Origin of the sequence: Klebsiella sp. 141240 (genome assembly GCF_050600805.1) — a bacterium.
Lineage (GTDB): Bacteria > Pseudomonadota > Gammaproteobacteria > Enterobacterales > Enterobacteriaceae > Klebsiella > Klebsiella aerogenes.
Genome location: NZ_JAQIRK010000008.1, coordinates 131,775 through 153,119 on the forward strand (window position 1 = coordinate 131,775; position 21,345 = coordinate 153,119).

At 58.4% G+C, this 21,345-nt stretch carries 22 protein-coding genes; 14 read left to right on the top strand and 8 right to left on the bottom strand.

Annotated elements, in window-relative coordinates:
• Positions 1-6: 6 nt before the first annotated feature.
• The 13 genes from PGQ95_RS15935 to acpT are packed head-to-tail and all read left to right on the top strand — an operon-like array spanning position 7 to position 12,048.
• A complete protein-coding gene (locus tag PGQ95_RS15935) occupies positions 7-588 on the top strand; it encodes a hypothetical protein (RefSeq protein WP_430918680.1) in 582 nt (193 codons plus the stop codon).
• Positions 585-1,934, top strand: a complete 1,350-nt coding sequence (locus PGQ95_RS15940) for an AMP-binding protein (protein WP_430918682.1) — start codon at positions 585-587, stop codon at positions 1,932-1,934. The genes PGQ95_RS15935 and PGQ95_RS15940 overlap by 4 nt, the downstream gene beginning before the upstream one ends.
• Complete coding sequence (locus tag PGQ95_RS15945) at positions 1,921-2,274, top strand: hydroxymyristoyl-ACP dehydratase (protein ID WP_087859030.1); 354 nt, start codon at positions 1,921-1,923, stop codon at positions 2,272-2,274. Before PGQ95_RS15940 ends, PGQ95_RS15945 begins: the two co-directional genes overlap by 14 nt.
• Complete coding sequence (locus tag PGQ95_RS15950; protein WP_430918684.1) at positions 2,265-3,956, top strand: glycosyltransferase family 2 protein; 1,692 nt, start codon at positions 2,265-2,267, stop codon at positions 3,954-3,956. Before PGQ95_RS15945 ends, PGQ95_RS15950 begins: the two co-directional genes overlap by 10 nt.
• A 3-nt stretch (positions 3,957-3,959) precedes the next feature.
• Positions 3,960-4,382: an acyl-CoA thioesterase gene (locus PGQ95_RS15955; RefSeq protein WP_087859028.1), complete on the top strand. Its 423-nt coding sequence runs from the start codon at positions 3,960-3,962 to the stop codon at positions 4,380-4,382.
• Positions 4,379-4,984, top strand: a complete 606-nt coding sequence (locus tag PGQ95_RS15960) for an outer membrane lipoprotein carrier protein LolA (protein WP_087859027.1) — start codon at positions 4,379-4,381, stop codon at positions 4,982-4,984. Before PGQ95_RS15955 ends, PGQ95_RS15960 begins: the two co-directional genes overlap by 4 nt.
• The gene (locus PGQ95_RS15965; protein WP_430918686.1) at positions 4,953-7,274 is read left to right on the top strand and encodes an MMPL family transporter; all 2,322 of its coding nucleotides are present in this window, start codon (positions 4,953-4,955) and stop codon (positions 7,272-7,274) included. Before PGQ95_RS15960 ends, PGQ95_RS15965 begins: the two co-directional genes overlap by 32 nt.
• Positions 7,271-7,861, top strand: a complete 591-nt coding sequence (locus tag PGQ95_RS15970; protein WP_430918688.1) for a DUF3261 domain-containing protein — start codon at positions 7,271-7,273, stop codon at positions 7,859-7,861. The genes PGQ95_RS15965 and PGQ95_RS15970 overlap by 4 nt, the downstream gene beginning before the upstream one ends.
• Before the next feature lies 1 nt (position 7,862).
• A complete protein-coding gene (locus PGQ95_RS15975) occupies positions 7,863-9,032 on the top strand; it encodes a beta-ketoacyl-[acyl-carrier-protein] synthase family protein (protein ID WP_430918690.1) in 1,170 nt (389 codons plus the stop codon).
• On the top strand, positions 9,029-9,505 hold the full coding sequence (locus PGQ95_RS15980; RefSeq protein ID WP_113373978.1) for a 3-hydroxy-fatty acyl-ACP dehydratase: 477 nt from the start codon (positions 9,029-9,031) through the stop codon (positions 9,503-9,505). The genes PGQ95_RS15975 and PGQ95_RS15980 overlap by 4 nt, the downstream gene beginning before the upstream one ends.
• Positions 9,502-10,233 carry a 3-ketoacyl-ACP reductase FabG2 gene (locus tag PGQ95_RS15985; protein ID WP_113373979.1) on the top strand — a complete coding sequence of 244 codons (732 nt, stop codon included), beginning with the start codon at positions 9,502-9,504 and terminating at the stop codon, positions 10,231-10,233. The genes PGQ95_RS15980 and PGQ95_RS15985 overlap by 4 nt, the downstream gene beginning before the upstream one ends.
• Positions 10,230-11,459, top strand: a complete 1,230-nt coding sequence (locus tag PGQ95_RS15990) for a beta-ketoacyl-ACP synthase (protein WP_213317328.1) — start codon at positions 10,230-10,232, stop codon at positions 11,457-11,459. Before PGQ95_RS15985 ends, PGQ95_RS15990 begins: the two co-directional genes overlap by 4 nt.
• A gap of 1 nt (position 11,460) precedes the next feature.
• Complete coding sequence (gene acpT / locus PGQ95_RS15995) at positions 11,461-12,048, top strand: 4'-phosphopantetheinyl transferase AcpT (RefSeq protein WP_271032817.1); 588 nt, start codon at positions 11,461-11,463, stop codon at positions 12,046-12,048.
• On the opposite strand, the gene arnF is transcribed toward acpT, so the two are convergent.
• From arnF to PGQ95_RS16035, 8 genes are all read right to left on the bottom strand, one after another.
• Positions 12,032-12,415, bottom strand: coding sequence for a 4-amino-4-deoxy-L-arabinose-phosphoundecaprenol flippase subunit ArnF (gene arnF, locus PGQ95_RS16000; protein WP_045397099.1), 384 nt, complete (start codon positions 12,413-12,415; stop codon positions 12,032-12,034). The genes acpT and arnF overlap by 17 nt on opposite strands.
• Complete coding sequence (gene arnE / locus PGQ95_RS16005; RefSeq protein ID WP_045397101.1) at positions 12,415-12,753, bottom strand: 4-amino-4-deoxy-L-arabinose-phosphoundecaprenol flippase subunit ArnE; 339 nt, start codon at positions 12,751-12,753, stop codon at positions 12,415-12,417. The genes arnF and arnE overlap by 1 nt, the downstream gene beginning before the upstream one ends.
• On the bottom strand, positions 12,750-14,405 hold the full coding sequence (gene arnT / locus PGQ95_RS16010; RefSeq protein ID WP_430918693.1) for a lipid IV(A) 4-amino-4-deoxy-L-arabinosyltransferase: 1,656 nt from the start codon (positions 14,403-14,405) through the stop codon (positions 12,750-12,752). Before arnT ends, arnE begins: the two co-directional genes overlap by 4 nt.
• Entirely contained in the window at positions 14,402-15,304 is a 903-nt protein-coding gene (gene arnD, locus PGQ95_RS16015) for a 4-deoxy-4-formamido-L-arabinose-phosphoundecaprenol deformylase (RefSeq protein WP_087859018.1), read from the bottom strand. Before arnD ends, arnT begins: the two co-directional genes overlap by 4 nt.
• A complete protein-coding gene (arnA, locus tag PGQ95_RS16020; protein ID WP_063447380.1) occupies positions 15,301-17,286 on the bottom strand; it encodes a bifunctional UDP-4-amino-4-deoxy-L-arabinose formyltransferase/UDP-glucuronic acid oxidase ArnA in 1,986 nt (661 codons plus the stop codon). Before arnA ends, arnD begins: the two co-directional genes overlap by 4 nt.
• On the bottom strand, positions 17,283-18,266 hold the full coding sequence (gene arnC, locus PGQ95_RS16025; RefSeq protein ID WP_113373983.1) for an undecaprenyl-phosphate 4-deoxy-4-formamido-L-arabinose transferase: 984 nt from the start codon (positions 18,264-18,266) through the stop codon (positions 17,283-17,285). The genes arnA and arnC overlap by 4 nt, the downstream gene beginning before the upstream one ends.
• 1 nt (position 18,267) lies before the next feature.
• Positions 18,268-19,407 (bottom strand): UDP-4-amino-4-deoxy-L-arabinose aminotransferase, encoded by a 1,140-nt coding sequence (arnB, locus tag PGQ95_RS16030; RefSeq protein ID WP_045397116.1) that lies wholly within the window; start codon positions 19,405-19,407, stop codon positions 18,268-18,270.
• 393 nt (positions 19,408-19,800) lie between these two features.
• Positions 19,801-20,307 (bottom strand): phenolic acid decarboxylase, encoded by a 507-nt coding sequence (locus PGQ95_RS16035; RefSeq protein ID WP_162750190.1) that lies wholly within the window; start codon positions 20,305-20,307, stop codon positions 19,801-19,803.
• A gap of 97 nt (positions 20,308-20,404) precedes the next feature.
• Between PGQ95_RS16035 and PGQ95_RS16040 the strand changes: the two genes are divergently transcribed.
• On the top strand, positions 20,405-21,265 hold the full coding sequence (locus PGQ95_RS16040) for a LysR family transcriptional regulator (protein ID WP_063415720.1): 861 nt from the start codon (positions 20,405-20,407) through the stop codon (positions 21,263-21,265).
• The last annotated feature ends 80 nt before the right edge of the window (positions 21,266-21,345 follow it).

The window sequence follows — 21,345 nt, forward strand, 5'->3', positions numbered from 1 at the left end:
TTCACCGTGTCGGGCATCCGCTCGCTGCCGGTCGTTCCGTTAATGACAGGGGTAATGCTGCTGGCCTGGCCGTTTTTAGTCTGGTTTGGCCTGGCGCATAACAGTCTGCAATGGTTACTACCGTTAATGGCGCTACTGCTGTTTTTACGCTTTCGCCAGACCCGGCGACAGGCGGGGCCGCTGAACGTGGTCACTCAGGTCGTAGCGGCAACCGGCATGACGCTGTGCATTGCCAGCTATCTGCTAAAAGCCCATCAGTTGCTGCTGTTTTATCCGGTAGTAGTGAACACTGTGATGCTGGCAGTGTTTGGCGGCTCGTTGTGGTCAAGCATGCCGATAGTCGAGCGCCTGGCGCGGCTGCGGGAACCGGCTCTTCCTGAACGTGCGGTGCGTTACACCCGCCGGGTTACCCAAATCTGGTGCGCCTTTTTCGTTGGCAACGGCGGTATTGCGCTATTTACCGCGCTGCATGGCGACATGTCGCTGTGGACGGCCTGGAACGGCATGATTTCCTATCTGCTAATAGGGATGTTGATGGCCGGCGAGTGGCTGGTGCGTCAGCGGGTGATTAAACGAGATAAACCATGATGCAGCCCCTCACGCTGGCCCAGTGGCTCAGCGCCCCGCGCCCGCCGCAAACTCTGATTGCGTGGCAGGAAGAGCGCCGCTGGACGCTGGCGCATCTGCGCTACGATGTCGCTCATTTGCTTTCCTGCTTGCAACAGCAGCCAGGCGAGCGCTGGGCGCTCTGTTTTGACAACAGCTACCTGTTTATGGTTGCGCTGTTGGCCACGCTGCATGCGGGGAAAACACCTGTGCTCCCTGGCCATAGCCGAGCGTCGCTATTAAACGAGCAGCGGGCGCTTTTCGACGGCATATTGAGCGATAAGGCGCTGGCGTGTCGCGGGCCGGTACAGGTTGTGCATTCCGCAATGACGGCCGCCCCCCACGAATACGCATTCCCGGCAATCGACGATGACGCCGATATTGAGCTTTTTACCTCCGGTTCTACCGGTGAACCGAAGCGAATTAGTAAGCCCGTCAAGAGTCTCGACCGCGAGGCGGCGCTGTTAGCTGCGCACTATGCCGGACGCCTGGCAGATATCAGAGTAGTGGCATCGGTCGCGCCACAGCATTTATATGGCCTGACGTTCCGCCTGTTTTTGCCAATGGCGCTGGGTTTGCCGCTGCACGCGGCGATGATTGAGTACGCCGAGCAGTTAGCGGCATTAAGCCATGATCATCATTATTTGTTTATCAGCAGTCCGGCTTTCCTCAAACGTCTCGATCGCCAGTTGCCCCCACCACCGGTCACGATGATTTTGTCCGCCGGCGGCAAGCTGCTCTGGCAGGATGCGATGCAAACCGCCAGCTGGCTTGCTGTCTGGCCGGATGAAATCTACGGCAGCACGGAAAGCGGGGTTATCGCCTGCCGTCAGCGCCTGCAGGATGACACGCCATGGCAGCCGTTCACCGGCATCCGTTTTCAGCCGCATGGCGACACATTCCGTCTTTTTTCGCCGCTAATCGCCGACGATAACGGCCTGGTTGTCGATGACATTCTGCAATTCAATGAAAGTGGTCAATTCCAGCTGGCAGGTCGTCGCGACCGGGTGGTTAAAATTGAAGAGAAGCGCATTTCACTAAGCGAAGTGGAACACCGATTACTGGAGCTGGATGGCATTCTTGAGGCCGCCGTCGTGCCGATTACCCGCGGCAGCCGCCAGAGCGTTGGCGCGTTGTTAGTGCTGGACGACGATACCCGCCGCCGCTGGGGGAAAAGCCAGGAATTACAGTGGCGGAAAGCGCTGCGCGCCTTGCTGGAGCCTGTGGCTATCCCTCGTTACTGGCGGGTGATTGACGAGCTCCCCGTTAACAGCATGAACAAGCGTGTCTACGCGCAATTACAGGAGTTATTTCGTGAAGCCCCATGAAATTGAGCGCCGTCAGCCGCAAGCCGATCGGGTTGAAATCGTGCTATATCTCGATCCGGCGCTATTCTGGTTTCGCGGCCATTTTGCCGTGCAGCCGCTACTACCCGGCGTCGCGCAGATGGACTGGGCGATGCATTACGCCACCACGCTGCTGGCCCCCGGCTGGCGTTTTCACAGCGTTCAGAACGTGAAGTTTCAGTCGCCGCTATTGCCGGACACAACCGTTACGCTCGCCCTCAACTGGCAGGAAGCGCGCCAGACTCTTACGTTTAGCTATCTGCGCCACGACGGCGAAGCGCGACACACCGCCAGCAGCGGGAAAATTCGCTTATGCCGTTAGATTTCTCTCCCTGCGTGCTGATCCCCTGCTATAACCACGGCGCAATGATGCCGCGAGTGCTGGCGCGCCTGCAGCCCTTTGGCCTGCCTTGCATCGTGGTGGACGACGGCAGCGATACCAGCACGCGGCAGCAGTTGGATCGGCTGTCGGCGGAAACTGCCAATCTGACCCTAATCCGCTTACCCCGGAACGCAGGCAAAGGCGCTGCGGTGATCCGTGGACTACAGGCCGCTGCGGAAGCTGGGTTCAGCCACGCGGTGCAGGTCGATGCCGATGGTCAGCACGCCATCGAAGATATTCCGCAACTGTTGGCGCTGGCGCAGGCCCACCCCGAAGCGTTAATTTCCGGGCAGCCGATTTACGACGACTCCATCCCGCGTTCGCGCCTGTACGGGCGCTGGATAACCCACATCTGGGTATGGATTGAAACGCTATCACTGCAGTTGAAAGACAGCATGTGCGGCTTTCGCGTCTATCCGGTGATGCCAACGCTGCGGCTGGCGCAGCGCGTGACGCTCGGCCAGCGCATGGATTTCGATACCGAAGTAATGGTGCGCCTCTACTGGCAGGGGAACACCAGCTACTTTATTCCGACCCGCGTGACCTATCCACCGGACGGTTTGTCGCATTTTGATGCCTTCAAAGATAACTGCCGCATCTCGCTGATGCACACGCGTCTGTTCCTCGGCATGCTGCCGCGGATCCCCTCCCTGCTGTTTCGCCGCGCCTCGCCGCACTGGGCGCGCCAGCAGGAGGTAAAAGGATTATGGGGAATGCGCCTGATGCTGCTGGTGTGGCGACTGCTGGGGCGCAAGGCATTCTCGTTGCTGCTTTATCCGGTAGTCGGTGTGTACTGGCTGACGGCCGCGACGGCGCGCCGCGCGTCGCAACAATGGATAACCCGCGCGCGCGAACAGCTCTCCGCGCGCCAGATGCCGTTACCGCCAACTCTGACCAGCTACCGGCATTTCCTGCGCTTTGGCGAGGCGATGCTGGATAAAATCGCCAGCTGGCGCGGCGAGTTACAGTTTGGTCGCGACGTGGTCTTTGCCGCAGGCGCCGAGGAGACGCTAAATATTAGCGACCCGCGAGGAAAACTACTGCTGGCCTCGCATCTCGGCGATGTCGAAGCCTGCCGCGCGCTGGCGCAACTGCAGGGCAGCAAAACCATCAACGCCCTGGTGTTCAGCGAAAACGCGCAACGTTTTAAACAAATTATGGCGGAGATGGCGCCTCAGGCCGGGCTGAACCTGATGCTGGTGACCGATATCGGCCCGGAAACCGCCATGTTGCTGCAAGAAAAGCTGGATCGCGGCGAATGGATCGCTATTGTCGGCGACCGTATTGCGGTTAACCCGCAGCGCGGCGGTGAATGGCGCGTCTGCTGGAGCCGTTTTATGGGGCAAGCCGCCCCCTTTCCACAAGGGCCGTTTATCCTGGCAGCCATTTTGCGCTGCCCGGTTAATTTGATTTTCGCCCTACGCCAACAGAGCAAACTACGCATTTACTGCGAACCGTTCGCCGATCCGCTGCTGCTGCCGCGCGCCGAACGCCAGCAGGCATTGCAACACATCATCGACCGCTACGCCGAACGGCTGGAACACTACGCGCTGCAGTCGCCGCTCGACTGGTTCAACTTTTTCGATTTCTGGCATCTGCCGGATCCCAAAGACAAGGAGTAAAGGGTGCTTAACGATCCCCGTTTTACTGCTGAAGTAGAGCTGACAATTCCGTTTCATGACATCGATATGATGGGTGTCGTGTGGCATGGCAACTATTTCCGCTACTTCGAAATTGCCCGTGAGGCGCTGCTTAACCAGTTCAACTACGGCTACCGGCAGATGAAAGATTCTGGTTATTTGTGGCCGGTGGTCGATACCCGCGTGAAATACCGCGACGTTATCACCTTCGAGCAACGCATTCGCGTCCGCGCGCGGATAGAAGAGTTTGAGAACCGTCTACGCATTGGCTACGAAATTTTTGATGCCGATAGCGGCAAACGTACCACCACCGGCTACACCATCCAGGTCGCGGTGGACGAAAATAGCCGCGAGATGTGTTTCGTCAGCCCGGATATCCTGTTTGAACGCATGGGGGTCACACCATGAGATTACTGCTGCTGTTAGGGCTGTTTATCAGCCCGTTAGTCAGCGCCCTGACGCTTGATACCCTGCAACAACGTTTTACCGAACAGCCGGTGGTGCGCGCCCACTTTGATCAAGTTCGCACGATTAAGGATCTGCCGCAGCCGCTGCGATCCCAGGGACAGATGTTGATCGCCCGCGATAAGGGTTTACTGTGGGACCAAACCTCGCCGTTCCCAATGCAGCTGTTGCTGGATGACAAACGGATGGTGCAGGCAATTAACGGTCAGCCGCCGCAGACCATCACCGCTGAAAACAACCCGCAGATGTTCCAGTTCAACCATTTGCTACGCGCGCTGTTCCAGGCGGATCGTAAAGTCCTGGAAGAGAACTTCCGCGTAGAATTTGCCGATAAAGGCGAAGGCCAGTGGACGCTGCGCCTGACGCCCATCACTACGCCGCTGGATAAGATTTTCGCCCGCATCGATTTGGCCGGAAAAACCTATCTGGAGCATATTCAGCTCAACGACAAACAAGGCGATCGCACCGATATTACGCTTTCCCAACATCAACTGACGCCAGCGCAACTGACCGATGACGAACGCCAACGCTTTGCCGCCCAGTAAACGCCCTGCGCTGTTATGGGCTATCGTCTGTCTGATCCTGGCGGGCGCGCTGCTGGCGCTGCTGCCGCAGGCCCGGCTTAACAGCAGCGTACTGGCTATGCTGCCGAAGCAGACGCTTGGCGCAATCCCGCCTGGCCTGAACGACGGTTTTATGCAGCGTCTTGACCGCCAACTGGTGTGGCTGGTCAGCCCCGGTAAACAGGCCGATCCGCAGGTGGCCCGCGACTGGCTGCGACTGCTGCAAACATCGAAAGCGCTGGCCGAGGTAAAAGGCCCAATGGATGCTGAGAGCCAGCAGGCCTGGGGCGCGTTTTTCTGGCAACATCGTAACGGTTTAATTGACCCCGCTACCCGCGCGCGCCTGCAAAACGGCGGCGAAGCGCAGGCGCAATGGATCCTCTCGCAGCTCTATTCGGCATTTTCCGGCGTCAGCGGCAAAGAACTGCAAAACGATCCGCTGATGCTGATGCGCGGCTCGCAGCTGGCGATGGCGAAAAGCGGCCAGCGGATGCAGCTGCAGGATGGCTGGCTGGTGACCAAAGACGCCCAGGGCAACCTCTGGTATCTGTTGCATGGCGAACTGGCGGGTTCCTCATTCGATATGCAGCAGACGCACCGGCTGGTCACTACGCTCGGCGAGCTGGAGAAGCAGTGGAAAACGCAGCATCCGCAGGCGCAGCTATTGTCACGCGGCACCGTGTTCTACAGCGATTACGCCAGCCAGCAGGCCAAACAGGATATCTCCACCCTTGGGGTAGCCACCCTGCTTGGCGTGATCCTACTGATTGTGGCGGTATTCCGCTCCCTGCGCCCGCTGCTACTGTGCCTGCTCTCCATTGCGATCGGCGCGCTGGCGGGCACCGTCGTCACGCTGCTGCTATTTGGCGAACTGCATCTGATGACTCTGGTGATGAGCATGAGCATCATCGGCATCTCCGCCGACTATACGCTCTATTATCTGACCGAACGGATGGTGCATGGCGCGGAATTAACCCCGTGGCAAAGCCTCGTCAAAGTGCGTCATGCGCTGCTGCTGGCGCTGCTCACCACCGTGGCGGCTTATCTGATTATGATGCTGGCTCCCTTTCCGGCGATTCGCCAGATGGCGCTATTCGCGGCGGTCGGCCTGAGCGCCTCATGCCTGACGGTAATTTTCTGGCATCCATGGCTATGCCGGGGGCTCCCCGTGCGCCCGGTGCCGGCGATGGTGTTGCTGTTGCGCTGGCTCGCCGCCTGGCGGCGCAATAAAAAGCTGTCCATCGGCCTTCCCGTTGCGCTGGCGCTGTTGTCGCTGGCGGGGCTCGCGACGCTGCGGGTGGATGATGATATTTCGCAGCTCCAGGCGCTGCCGCAGGATATCCTGGCTCAGGAAAAAGCGATTACCGCGCTCACCGGACAAAGCGTCGACCAGAAGTGGTTTGTGGTTTACGGCGAATCCGCCCAGCAAACGCTGGAGATCCTGGAGAGGTTTACCTTACAGCTGGAACATGCAAAAACCGATGGATTAATCAGCGGATATCGCGCTATTCCGCTGAATTCACTCAAACGCCAGCAGCAGGATTTAACGTTACTGAAAAATGCAGCGCCTGCGGTAGCAAAAGCGTTACAAAACGCCGGAATGCCAGCAGTAAATCCCGAGCTCAGCGCCATGCCGGTAACGGTCGATGACTGGCTTGCCAGCCCGGCCAGCGAAGGCTGGCGGCTGCTGTGGCTGACGCTGCCGGATGGCGAAAGCGGCGTGCTGGTACCGGTTGAAGGCGTGAGAAACAGCGCAGAGGTGGGCATGCTGAGCGAGCTGTTTCCTGGTGGTATAGCATGGGTAGATCGTAAAAGTAGCCTCGATGATCTATTCGCGCTCTACCGCCATATTTTAACCGGGCTGCTGGGCGTTGCGCTGGCGGTGATTGCCTGTGGCGCCGTTATCCGCCTTGGCTGGCGCAAAGGGCTAATAAGCCTGGTGCCGTCCGTATTGTCGCTGGGCTGCGGGCTGGCGGCGCTGGCGCTTAGCGGCCACCCGGTTAACCTGTTCTCCTTGCTGGCGCTGGTGCTGGTACTGGGCATCGGCATTAACTACACGCTGTTTTTCAGCAACCCGCGCGGCACGCCGCTGACATCGCTGCTGGCGGTCACGCTGGCAATGATGACCACCTTATTGACGCTTGGCATGCTGGTCTTTAGCGCCACTCAGGCCATTAGTAGTTTTGGTATTGTTCTGGTAAGCGGCATTTTCACCGCCTTCCTGCTTTCGCCGCTGGCGATGCCGACCAAAAAAGAGAAAAAAAGACGATGATAAGACCATCATTCTGGCGCGCCTTCGCGCTACTCGCCGCCTTATTACTGGCCGGCTGCAGCCATTCGCAGCCGGAGCCGGAGCCGAAAGGCCGTCCGCAGGCGTGGCTGGAACCGGGTACGCGCGTCACGTTGCCGCCGCCTGGCATCTCGCCGGCCATAGACTCGCAGCAGTTACTCACCGGCAGCTTCAACGGCCAAACCCAGTCGCTGCTGGTCATGCTTAATGCCGATGATAAAAAGCTCACGCTGGCGGGCCTGTCGTCCGTCGGTATCCGCCTGTTCCTGGTGACCTATGATGAAAGAGGGCTGCATGCTGAACAGTCGATGGTGGTTCCGCAACTGCCGCCAGCCAGCCAGGTACTGGCCGACGTGATGCTCAGCCACTGGCCGGTTAGCGCATGGATGCCGCAGTTGCCAAAAGGGTGGACGTTGACCGACCGCGGCGACAAACGCGAACTGCGTAACGCGCGCGGGAAGCTGGTCACGGAAATCACCTATATCAACCGCAAAGGCAAGCGCGTGCCGATAAGCATCGAACAGCACGTCTTTAAATACCACATCACCATTCAATACCTGGGTGACTGAGATGATCTACATTTCTGCCGTCGGCATGATTAACGCGTTGGGGCGCGATAATCATGAAATCGCCGCCAATCTGGTTCGCGGTATCGCGCCAGGCATGCGCCCACGCGAGGGGTGGCTACAGGGACATCCGCAGGCGGTTTTCGCAGGCGTGGACGGCGAATTACCCGCCATTCCCGATACCTTTAGCGCCCATCGTTCGCGCAATAATCAGTTGCTGCTGGCGGCGCTGGCGCAAATTCAGCCGCAGGTGGATGACGCCATCGCCCAGTACGGGCGGGAGCGCGTTGCCGTGGTACTTGGCACCAGCACCTCGGGGCTGGATGAGGGCGACGCGCACGTCACTTCGACCCTTAGCGGCGCGGAAAGCGCGGCCTGGCAATATCCGCAGCAGGAGCTGGGAGACCCATCGCGTTTTCTCAGCCACTGGCTGGCGCTGGATGGCCCGGCATTTACGCTGTCAACCGCCTGCTCCTCCAGCGCCAGAGCGATTATCAGTGGGCGCCGACTGATTGAAGCCGGGCTGGCGGATGCGGCGATTGTCGGCGGCGCGGATACCCTCAGCCGTATGCCGATCAACGGTTTTCACAGTCTGGAGTCGCTCTCCACGACCCTGTGCCAGCCGTTTGGCCGCGATCGCTGCGGCATCACCATCGGCGAAGGGGCGGCGCTGATGCTGCTGACCCGCGAACCGCAGCCTGTCGCGCTGCTGGGTATCGGCGAGTCCAGCGACGCCTGGCATATTTCCGCCCCGCATCCTGAAGGAGAAGGGGCGATCCGCGCCATTCAGCAGGCGCTGGAGGATGCGGGGATCGCCCCTGAACAGGTGGGCTATATCAACCTGCACGGCACCGCCACGCCGCTTAACGATCGGATAGAGTCTCACGTCGTCAACGCGCTATTTGGCGAGCAGGTTCCATGCAGCTCCACCAAACATCTGACCGGGCATACGCTGGGCGCGGCGGGGATCACCGAAGCCGCCATCGGCATGCTGATCCTGCAACGCAATCTGCCGCTGCCGGCGCAGGATTTCAGCCAGTCGCCGCGCGACGCCACCCTTCCGCCGTGCGGGATTATCGAACGCCCCCTGCCGCTGTCGCGGCCGATTATCCTGTCGAACTCGTTTGCCTTTGGCGGCAATAACGCCAGCATTCTGCTCGGGAGCATTCAATGAGCCACTATTTATCGCCCGGCGCTTATTTACCGCACGAGTCGCCAATGCTGCTGCTGGAAGAGGTCATCAATGTCACCGACGAAACCGCTACCTGCGGGGTCACTGTCTCTCCCCATGGCGTCCTGGCGCCGTTTCTCGATGCAGAGGGCAATCTCCCCGGCTGGTTCGCCCTGGAACTCATGGCGCAAACCGTTGGCGTCTGGTCCGGATGGCACCGCCAACAGCGGGGGCAAACGTCCATCGCACTAGGTATGGTGCTTGGCGCACGCGAGTTAGTCTGCGCGACAGGATGCCTACCGGGCGGCAAGGCGCTGTCCGTTACCGTGAAGCTGTTAATGCAGGACGAGCGTTTCGGCAGCTTCGAATGCGCCATTACGGCAGGCAATGAAGAACTGGCAAGCGGACGGGTCAATACCTTCCAGCCGACGCCAACAGAACTTAACACCCTATTTCAACAAGGAGCGTCAGAATGAGTCGTTCAGTTTTGGTCACCGGTGCCAGTAAAGGCATCGGTCGCGCTATCGCCTGTCAGCTGGCGGCGGATGGCTTTGTCGTAGGCATCCACTATCATCGCGATGCGTCGGGCGCACAGCAAACGCTGGAGGCGATTACCTCGGCTGGCGGCTCGGGTCGTCTACTGAGTTTTGATGTCGCCAACCGCGCGCAGTGTCGCGAAGTGCTTGAGCAGGATATGGCCGAACACGGCGCATGGTACGGCATTATCAGCAACGCCGGCATCGCCCGCGACGGCGCCTTCCCGGCGCTCGGCGAGGATGACTGGGACGCGGTGATCCACACCAACCTCGACAGTTTCTACAACGTTATTCATCCGTGCATCATGCCGATGATTAGCGCGCGTCAGGGCGGGCGTATCATCACGCTATCTTCCGTTTCCGGCGTCATGGGCAACCGCGGCCAGGTCAACTATAGCGCCGCTAAGGCGGGGATCATCGGCGCCACCAAAGCGCTGGCCATTGAACTGGCGAAACGCAAAATCACCGTGAACTGCATCGCCCCGGGGCTTATCGACACCGGGATGATCGAAATGGAAGAGGCTGCGCTAAAAGAGGCGATGTCGATGATCCCGATGAAACGTATGGGACAGGCGGACGAGGTCGCGGGGCTTGCTAGTTATTTAATGTCGGATGTAGCGGGATATGTTACCCGGCAGGTCATTTCAATCAATGGAGGGATGTTATGACACGTCGTGTGGTCATTACCGGGATGGGCGGCGTCACCGCCTTTGGCGACAACTGGCAGGATGTTTCGGCGGGGCTGCAGAGATATAAAAACGCCGTGCGCGCCATGCCGGAGTGGCGCATTTACGACGGATTGCATACGCTACTGGGCGCGCCGATCGATGATTTCACCCTTCCGGCCCACTATACCCGTAAGCGTATTCGCGCGATGGGCCGCGTGTCGCTACTTTCTACCCGCGCCACTGAACTGGCGCTCGAGCAGGCCGGGCTTATCGACGATGCCGTGCTGAGCAACGGCGAGACCGGCATCGCTTACGGCTCGTCAACCGGCAGTACCGGCCCGGTGAGCGAGTTCGCTACCATGTTGACGGAAAAGCACACCAACAATATTACCGGCACCACCTACGTGCAGATGATGCCCCATACTACCGCGGTTAATACCGGGCTGTTTTTCGGTCTGCGCGGCCGCGTTATTCCGACGTCAAGCGCCTGTACTTCCGGTAGCCAGGCGATCGGTTACGCCTGGGAAGCCATTCGCCACGGTTATCAAACGGTGATGGTCGCCGGCGGCGCAGAAGAGCTATGCCCGTCGGAAGCCGCGGTATTCGACACCCTGTTCGCCACCAGCCAGCGTAATGAACAGCCCGAGATCACCCCCGCCCCGTTCGATGAACAGCGCGATGGGCTGGTGATAGGCGAAGGCGCCGGTACTCTCATACTGGAAGAGCTGGAGCACGCCAAAGCGCGCGGCGCGACTATTTACGGCGAAATCATCGGCTTCGCCACCAACTGCGATGCCGCGCATATCACCCAGCCGCAGCGCGAAACCATGCAGATCTGCATGGAACAATCGTTAAAAATGGCGGGCTTAAGCGCCCGGGATATTGGCTACATTTCGGCCCACGGCACCGCGACCGACCGCGGCGATATCGCCGAAAGCCAGGCGACGGCGGCGATTTATGGCGACAATGTGCCGATCTCCTCGCTGAAAAGCTATTTCGGCCATACCCTTGGCGCCTGCGGGGCGCTGGAGGCATGGATGAGCCTGCAGATGATGCGCGAGGGCTGGTTCGCGCCTACGCTGAATCTGCATAATCCGGATGCTAACTGCGGTAATCTTGACTACATCATGGGCGAATCGCGCAAGATTGATTGTGAATTCCTGCAGAGCAACAACTTCGCCTTCGGCGGCATTAACACCTCAATCATTATTCAGCGCTGGCCGTAAGATGTATCAGCTTATCCTCGGCCACATCTCAACCCTTAGCGCCCTGCCGTTGCCGCCTGTGCTGATGGCGCAGGCGCCGGACGGTCCGCGGCGGGCCAGCTGGCTTGCCGGGCGCGCGCTGCTGGCGCATGCGACTACCCCGCTAATGGATATTCAGTATGGCGAACAGGGTAAACCGGCTTTCCCGCCCGGCTGCGAGCGGTGGTTTAACCTTAGCCACAGCGGCAACCATATTGCCCTACTGCTGAGCGATGAAGGCGAGGTTGGCTGCGATATCGAAGTGATTCGCCCGCGCAACGGCTGGCAGCGGCTGGCTAACGCCCTGTTCAGCGAGGGCGAGCACCTGGAACTGGAGCGTGAACCGCCGAAGCGACAGTTAGCCACCTTCTGGCGTATCTGGACGCGCAAAGAAGCGCTGGTGAAACAACGCGGCGGCAGCGCCTGGCAGATGGCCTCTGTGGACAGCGCCTTTCACGGCGCGCTGTCATTGAGCCAGATTCAATATGAAGGGTTAAGTATTGCGGTCTGTACGCCAACGCCGTTTAAGCTGACGGCAGCGCACATTCAATGTTTTAACGGCGCGGCTTGACCGGCCAGAAGATGGTCAGCACGCCGGCGATAATAATCAGCACGCCCAGCAGCGATTGCCAGTAAAACGGTTCATGCCAGCCGGGCAGCCAGATGGCGGCGGCCCACACCAGAATATAGCTCAGGCTTAGCAGCGCGTAAGCTTTGGCCAACGGTAAGCGGTGTAGCGCGAAATACCAACAGACCATCGACAGCAGATAGCCAACCAGGCCGAAACCCAGGCTGAAGGTACCGGTGCGAAAATGCAGCAGATGATTGAGGAAGGTCAGGATATCGGTCAACGGCGGCAGTTCGACCATCGCGCTGCGCAACAGCAGCTGTGCGCCGCTGACGAGGCCAACGCTCAATAACGCCCAGATTAAGCCCATCAGACGCTACTCCCCAGAACGGCGATACCGACTACGATCAGCCCGACGCCAAGCCAGTGGCGGCGCGCCACCGGCTCGCGCCAGATGCCCCATGCCGCCAGCGTCACCCAGACAAAATTGAGGCTCAGCATCGGATAGGCAATACCGACCGGGATTGCCTGCAGTACCCCCAGCCACAGCAGCATACCGCCGCCGAGCGCCAGCAGGGCTAATCCCAACCAGACCAGGATATGCCGCCCGCGCCGCCCGCTACGGGACGGCCGGGTCGCCTGCTTCTGGCACAGCTGGCCGGCGCAGCTAAGCAGGCTGGCGAGTACCAGACAGAACCAGACACTCATTGCGGCAGATACTGAATAAACACCACGCGCCCCAGCTCGTAGGAGTTATCAGGTTTCGGTAACGCCAGTTCGTTCATCGTTTCACCTTTATCCATCAGCAGCACCAGAGAGATGGGACCCTGCTGGCGGTGCGCCGCCAGCCAATCAGCAAATTCGTGAGTCGCCAGGAATTTGCTCTGCGCATCCGGCCAGCCGAGGCCATATTTTAGCTCCCCCTGCTTGTCATACAGAATGATGTCGTCACGCTTGAGCTCCCACGCCAGCCCCGCGCCGATACCGACGCTGTTGGTCAGTACATAGCGGCTTGGCGCCAGCGATTCACTCACGATATCCACCAGGAACTGCGGCTGTTTACTGTCAATAACCCGATCCGGAATAGCGAAGCCCACCAGCAGCGCCAGCCCCAGCGGGCAGATGGCGGCCAGCGTCCAGCGACGACCATTGTCCTTGATTGCCAACCAGCCCATTAGCGCCCATACGGCAAAGGCGATCGCCGCCAGCAGACATTTATACAGCTCGATCTTCGTCCACACCGGTTTATGCATGACGCCCCACGGTGAGACCACCAGCACCGCGACCAGGCCGATCAGGCCAAAACCGAGGTTGATCATGCCGTTGATGCGCAACGCTTTCGCCCCCGCCTTCGCGGCATCCAGCGCGTAGCGGGCCATCAGAATCGACAGCGGCATAAAGCACGGCAGAATGTAGGTCGGCAGTTTTCCTTTGGCGATGCTGAAGAACAGGAACGGCATCGCCACCCAGCCTAACAGATACAGTGCGCCGCGGGCATCATCGCGTTCGACCCAGCCGCGCTTGAGCGCGCCTGGCAGCAGCGCCAGCCACGGCAGGCTTCCGGCTATCAGGAACGGAATGTAGTACCAGAACGGCGCTTTATGCTGGGCGTCTTTCTCGGCGAAACGCTGAATATGTTCGACCCAGAAGAAATAGCGCCAGAAATCCGGTTCGCGATTAGCGATAGCCAGCCCCCACGGCAGCACCACCAACGTACAGACCACTACCGCCAGCCAACCGTAGGTTAGCACTTCGCGCCAGCGCTTACGCGCAATCACCCACGGCAGCACGCCAACTACCGGCACCGCCAGCGCCAGGAAGCCCTTGGTCATCACCCCCATACCGCAGGCGAAGCCCAGCAAGACATAACCTAAAATCTTACCGCCGCGGCTCTGCGCCTGGGAGGCCCCCCAGAAGCTGCACATCGCCAGCGCCAGCCACATGGTGATCATCGGGTCCAGCACCGCGTAGGTTCCGATACCGTATACCAGCAGCGCGGTGAGGAAGATAACCGGCGACAGGATCGCCACGCGTTTATCGCGGAAAATACGCCACGCCAGCCACGCCACCAGCAACGCGCTGACGGTAATGGCGAAAACCGCACCGAAACGCACGCCGAAGTTATTATGGCCGAATAACCACTGGCCGATACTGTTAATCCAGTAACCGGCAATTGGCTTTTCAAAGTAACGCAAACCCAGCAGATGCGGCACAACCCAGTCGCCGGAAGCCAGCATTTCACGGCTGATCTCGGCATAACGGGTTTCATCAGGCTGCCACAGCAAACGGAAATTCAGCGGCAATAAGTAATACAGCGCAAAGAGCACAACCAGAGAGACGCCATAACGAATGCTTTTCATACACCCGAGCCCAGTAATTGTTCACGTCCAAGCCAACCTTCCCGGCCAGCCAGTTCACCACGGACCACTTTGCCTGACGGCAGCTCGCTAAAGTCAGCGGGCAACAGCTGGCTCAGTGGGCAAAATTGTATTTCTTCTTCCTCCGCCATGGTCAGCAGCGCATCGAACTGGTCAGCGTAGGCAATGCCTTCCACTTCGGCGTGGATGGTATAGACCGGCGTTCCCTTGTCGCGATGGATGCAGTCCAGCAGATAGCGGTTAAAGCCGGCGATATCGACGGCGCTACCGACCACTTCATCCCAGGTGGGAAGCGTCACCGGGATTTGTACGGTGCCGGAGGCCCCGCCGCCAAGCTGCGGCAGGAATGGCCGCGTGCCGCGACAATCGCTGTTGTAGAGGAAATCGAAGGATTCTTTCGCTTTTACCACCCGCTGGTCGGCGCGCCAGCCGGCGACGGCTGAGCAGGTCACCGGGCGACCGATAATGCGTTCCAGTTCGAGCAGACCGCGTTCCACTTCCAGCGTCAGACGTTCCTGCGGCCACACGCCGCTCCATGCCTGCCAGCTGTAGTGGTCCCAGGCATGCAGGCCCACTTCATGGATCTGCGCGGCGGCGCGAATAACCTCTTCGTTACCCGCGCCAATCCTGCGCCCCGGCCACGCGGTACCGGCCAGCAGAATATCCCAGCCGTACAGCGACGCCGCGTTAGAGCGCAGCATTTTCCACAGAAACTTCGGTTTTACCAGGCGCCATAAATGGCGCCCCATATTGTCCGGCCCGACGCTGAAAAAGAAGCTTGCCTGAATCCCGTGCTTGCCCAGCAGGGCCAGCAGCCGCGGTACGCCATCACGCGTCCCGCGAAAGGTATCGACATCTATGCGTAAGCCGACTTGTTTCATGAGTTTTTATCGTCCGTGAGCTCAACGGTGCGCAGGAAGAAGTCCAGAGTGTGCTCAACGGTCTCCTCCATCTCGACGGTCGGTTCCCAGTTCAGGCAACGTTTTGCGTTACGAATGCTTGGCTTACGATGCTCAACGTCCTGGTAACCTTTACCGTAGTAATCGCTGCTTTCCACTTCACGGAAACCGGCGAACGGCGGGAAGCGATCGCGCAGCGGGTGGCGCTCGAAGCAGGCAAGCAGCATTTCCGCCAGCTCTTTGATGCTCGCTTCGTTTTCCGGGTTACCGATGTTGATTATCTGTCCATCGCAGCGACCGTCTTTGTTCTCAATGATGCGGAACAGCGCTTCGATACCGTCGCTGATATCGGTGAAGCAGCGCTTCTGCTTACCGCCTTCGATAAGCTTAATCGGCGAACCTTCCACCAGATTGAGGATCAGCTGAGTGATGGCGCGGGAGCTACCGATACGCGCGGCATTAAGATTATCCAGACGCGGTCCCATCCAGTTGAACGGACGGAACAAGGTGAATTTGAGGCCGTTCTTATCGCCATAGGCCCAGATCACGCGGTCCAGCAGCTGTTTAGAAACCGAGTAGATCCAACGCTGTTTGTTGATCGGCCCGACCACCAGGTTGGAGGTATCTTCGTCGAAGTTTTTGTCGGTGCACATGCCGTACACTTCCGAGGTCGACGGGAAAATGATGCGCTTATTGTATTTCACGCAGTCGCGGATAATCTTCAGGTTCTCTTCGAAATCCAGCTCGAACACGCGCAGCGGGTTACGGGTGTATTCGATAGGCGTAGCGATCGCGACCAGCGGCAGTACCACATCGCACTTCTTAATGTGGTATTCGATCCACTCGGAGTGAATGCTGATATCGCCTTCTACGAAGTGGAAACGCGGGTTATCGAGGAAACGGCTGATGGCGTCAGAGCCGATATCCAGGCCGTAAATCTCATAGTTGTCGTCCTGCAACAGACGTTCGGTCAGATGGTTACCGATAAAGCCGTTGACGCCGAGGATCAGCACGCGGGTACGGCGCTTAATCGCCACCACCGGTTTGCTGCTCAGTACCGCGCTGGTCACCAGCCCCAGCGCCTGCGCCAGTTGGGTTCCCTGCATATAAACGCCGCGTTCGGTCTGGCCGGTGACGATTTCCAGCGCCCCCTGCTGACAGGCCACTACCAGCGGCGCGACAGAGATCACGGTGCCGGGCTTGGCTGCTGGCAGGTCGGCGCGCACGCGGGATTTCCAGACGATAAATTTATTCGCGCCGGCATAGGCGAAGGCGCCCGGCCACGGATCGGACACCGCGCGCACCAGATTGTGCAGAGTCTGCGCCGGTTTGTCCCAATCGAGACGCCCATCTTCCGGGGTACGACGACCCACGTAGGTCGCCTGGCTGTGGTCCTGCGCGCGTTCCTGAGTCTTACCCTCACGGATAGCCGGCAGCGCCTGGCCCAGCAGATCGGAGGCGGCGGCGCACAGTTTACGGTGCAGCGCCAGCGCCGCTTCATCCGGGCCGATAGCCACAGCTTGTTGAGCGACGATATCGCCCGCGTCGGCGCGGTTAACCATTCGGTGCAGGGTCACGCCGGTTTCACTTTCGCCGTTGACCAGCACCCAGTTCAGCGGCGCGCGACCGCGGTATTTCGGCAGCAGAGAACCATGCAGGTTGAAAGCCCCCTTCGGCGCGATATTCAGGATCTCATCGCACAGCAGGTTGCGGTAGTAGAACGAGAACAGCACATCCGGCTTCATCTCGCGAATACGTTCAATCCACAGCGGATGGTTGACATCTTCCGGCGCCCATACCGGGATACCTTGCTCGGCGGCAATACGGGCAACGGAACCAAAGAAATGGTTTTCGCCAGGGTTATCCGGATGGGTAAAAATAGCGGCGATTTCATAACCGGCATCCAGCAGTGACTGAATACCTGCGCAACCCATATCGTGATAAGCGAAGACTACTGCTTTCATGAACGATCTTCCTCTTGAGACGCCGTTTCCGGCTGACGAACAACACGTTGAATAAAGTAACGGGGACGGGCGCGAACATCGTTATAGATGCGGCCGATATACTCCCCGAGCAGGCCCATACCGACAAACTGAGCGCCGATGAACATGAACAGCACGGCGAAGAGCATGAACACCCCGTCAGCCGCCCACTGCGGACCGAAAGCCAGACGCAGCACCACCAACAGCAGGCCGAAGGCGAAGCCCAACAGGGCTATCACGCTGCCAAATATGCTCAGTAAACGCAGCGGGGTGGTGGTCAGACAGGTCACCAGGTCATACATCAGGTTAATCAGACGCATGAAGCTGTATTTGGAGTCGCCGAATTCGCGCTCGGCGTGCATCACCGGGATCTCGACCGCCCGGCGGGCGAAAGTATTCGCCAGAATCGGGATAAAGGTGCTGCGCTCATGGCAGTTGAGCATGGCGTCAATGATATGGCGGCGATAGGCGCGCAACATGCAGCCGTAATCACCCATGGCTTTACCGGTGGTTCGCTGAATCAGGCGGTTAATCATCTTCGAGGCAGATTTACGGAAGATGCTGTCCTGACGGTTCTGACGTACGGTACCGACCACGTCGTAGCCTTCATCGGCTTTTTCCACCAGCCGCGGGATCTCTTCCGGCGGGTTTTGCAGGTCGGCATCAAGGGTGATGATCAGATCGCCGGTGACATGGCTGAAACCGGCCATAATCGCCGAGTGCTGGCCGTAGTTACGGTTCAACAGCACCGCCACCACGTGGCTGCCTTCGGCTTCGGCGGCCTCGGTCAGCATGCGCGCGGAATCGTCGCTGCTGCCGTCGTCGATCAGCAGAATTTCATATTGGCGCCCTAGCGTCGCACAGGCGGCGTCGGTACGACGCAGCAGCTCCGGCAGACTATCCTGTTCGTTATAAACCGGGATAACCACCGAGACTTTTTTTACGGGAGGATAAGTAAGCATATCAACGTCCTGACAACTGATGCAGCGCGGTAATGACGCGGGTGACATCGTCGTCGGTCATATCCGGGAACAGCGGGATGGAACAAATGCGCGCGCTGTTCCATTCGGTATTCGGTAACGAAACTTCAGGAAAACGCTCGCGGTAATACTTTTGCGTATGGGCCGCGCGGAAGTGCAGACCGGTGCCTATGCCCATGGCTTTGAGTTTTTCCATCAGGGCATCGCGGCTGATGCCGCAGGCCGCTTCATCAACGCGGATAATAAACAGGTGCCAGGCGTGCTGGTGATCCCATGCCGGAACGGTCAGCGGCTTAAACGGGGTATCCGCCAGCTCGCGCAGGTAGCGCTGGGCGATTGCAGCGCGACGTTGATTCGCCTGCGCAAGCTTATCCAACTGCACCAGCGCCAACGCGGCGTTGATATCGGCCAGATTGTATTTGAAGCCGGGTGTAATCACTTCCGCCTGCGGCGCGCGGCCGTGGGTCTGGCGGTCGTAGGCGTCAACGCCCAGGCCGTGGAATTTGAGGCTGCGGATGCGGGAAGCCAGCTCGTCATCATCGGTGACGATAAGCCCCCCTTCGGCACAGGTCATATTTTTGATCGCGTGGAACGAAAAAATCGCGGTGCCGCGCCAGCCGACATGGCGGCCCTTATAGTGCGTTCCCGCGGCATGCGCGGCATCTTCGATAACCGGAATACCGTGGCGCTCGCCAACGGCGCGGATCGCATCGATATCCGCAGGCGCGCCCGCGTAGTGGACGGGAATAATCGCTTTCGTCCGCGAGGTGATCGCCGCTTCCACCGCCTCAGGGGTAATCATCAGATTGTCGTGATCGACATCAATCATCACCGGCGTAGCGCCCAGCAGACAGATCATATTCAACGTCGACACCCAGGTTTGCGAAGGGGTGATCACTTCGTCGCCAGGGCCAATGCCCATCGCCATTAGCGTGACGTGCATACCGCCGGTGGCGGAGCTGACGGCGATAGCGTGGCGGTTGCCGGTCAGTTGGCAAAATGCTTCTTCCAGCGCCTGGTTTTTAGGACCGGTAGTAATCCATCCTGATTGCAAAACTTCACGCAGCGCAGCCAGCTCTGCGTCGCCCATCGACGGGCGCGAAAACGGCAGAAATTCGCTCATCTTTTTCCTGTTCTATTAATAACCCACTAAAAAAGGGGGTCGGTAGAAAGAAATATCCTGCGCCAGCGGACTTAAACAAAATGAAAATGAAGTCGGTTCACCGCCACATTTCATTCCAGGGTATTTCGACGGTTATAAATCTAGTCGCTGTTGCTTAGGATAATATTAAGAAATTAATATTTTTCGCGAGAATAGTAATATCTCATTGAGAATCAGATGGATAGTATTTTCTTATGGCAGGAATTAGTAGTAAAAAGCCCCAGTTTCATAGAGAAAACTGGGGCTTAACGGGTAAAAGTAAACGAATCGTCAACCAGCCCGCAATAAATATTTATTTACGTTTTAATCTATCGGTAAAAATTAGCGTTAGATCACAGAATTATTTCTGCTGTATTACAAATTTGCAGGAAAATCAGCAGGTAATTCATTAGCAGGGCAATTAATAACTTCGTTATTATCCGCGCCGCAATCGCGAACAAAGGTAATAGTCGCGAATTCATCAATCACTTCGGTCGGGTAGGCCGGGCCGGCGTCACGATAGGCGTTCATTAACGGAATATGATCGTTCTGGAAGCAGACGGTTTTTTCCGGGTTATTCATGATCCAGCGGGGGAAGAAAATGGTGCCGTGGAACAGTTTGTCGCCCAGGTTGACGATCAGGCTGACGTCGGTACCGGTTGGTTCGGTCCAGGAAATTTTATAAATGCTTTCGCCTACCCGCACGATGTACGCATGCTGGTCTTTCACCCACCGGTTGGCAACGATGCCGCTGTGAATACGATAATCCAGGGTGGTGCCATTTTTAACGTAAATTTCGTAGTTCCAGCCGTTGTCGTAGGTATAAACCAGATGTTTACCGATAAAGCCGCTGAGGTCATGTTTATCGAAAGTGCTCATTATTTATTCTCCTCTGTTTCGTTGAGGTAAGAATACGGCTTTAAAAATTGAATGAATAACGCTATGTTTGGATGAAAATAATCTAATTTTTAGATGAATTATGCACAAGACCACGCTGGAACAATGGGCGCTATTGGAAAAGGTGATTGAGCTGGGCAGCTTTGCCAAAGCCGCGGAAGAGACCAACCGCAGCCAGTCTTCGGTGAGCTATAACCTGGCGCTGCTGCAGGAACGTTTAGGAGTGGCGCTGCTGGCGCCGTCCGGGCGGCGGGCGGTGCTGACGCCCGCTGGCGAACTGTTGCTCAATCAGGTGAAACCGCTACTGAAGGCCTTTTCGTGGGTTGAGACCCACGCCGCGACGCTGCGCAACGGCGCGCGCACCCGGCTGGATCTGGTCGTCGACAGCATTTTTCCCCGCCAGCGGCTGTTCGCCATTCTGCGTCAGTTTCAGCAACGCTACCCGCAAACTCAGGTTCGGCTGACCGAAGTGCTGGAAAACGTCGATGAGGCAAGCGCCGTCCGCAGCGAGGCCGACGTGATGGTCTTAACCCGTCGCCAGGATATTACCGGGCGCGGTGAATGGCTGATGAATATCGACTTTATCGCGGTCGCCCATCGCGACCATCCGCTGTCGCAATCGGATGAATTGCTGGACGACAACGCGCTGGCTCCCTGGCCGCTGATCCGCATTGCCGACCGTAGCGGCGATGCCTCATCCACGCGCGATGCCTGGACCTTTTCTACTATTGATGCCGCTATAGATGCGGTGCTGTATCAGGTGGGATTCGGCTGGTTACCTGAGGAGCGAATCCGCGCACACCTGGAACAGGGCGTGCTGAAAGCGCTGCCGCTGAGCCATGGTGCCCGCCGCGCCACGCCGCTGCATTTGATAGTGAAGCGGGACCTGGCTCCGCTCGATGAACAGGTCACCACCCTGCTGGATTTGTTCAGACAATCGTAATCATATGCTACATATGATTTTGTTATGGTTTTCTCCCAACATATTGATCCAGGTTACTCCTTAAGTATGACAAATTATTA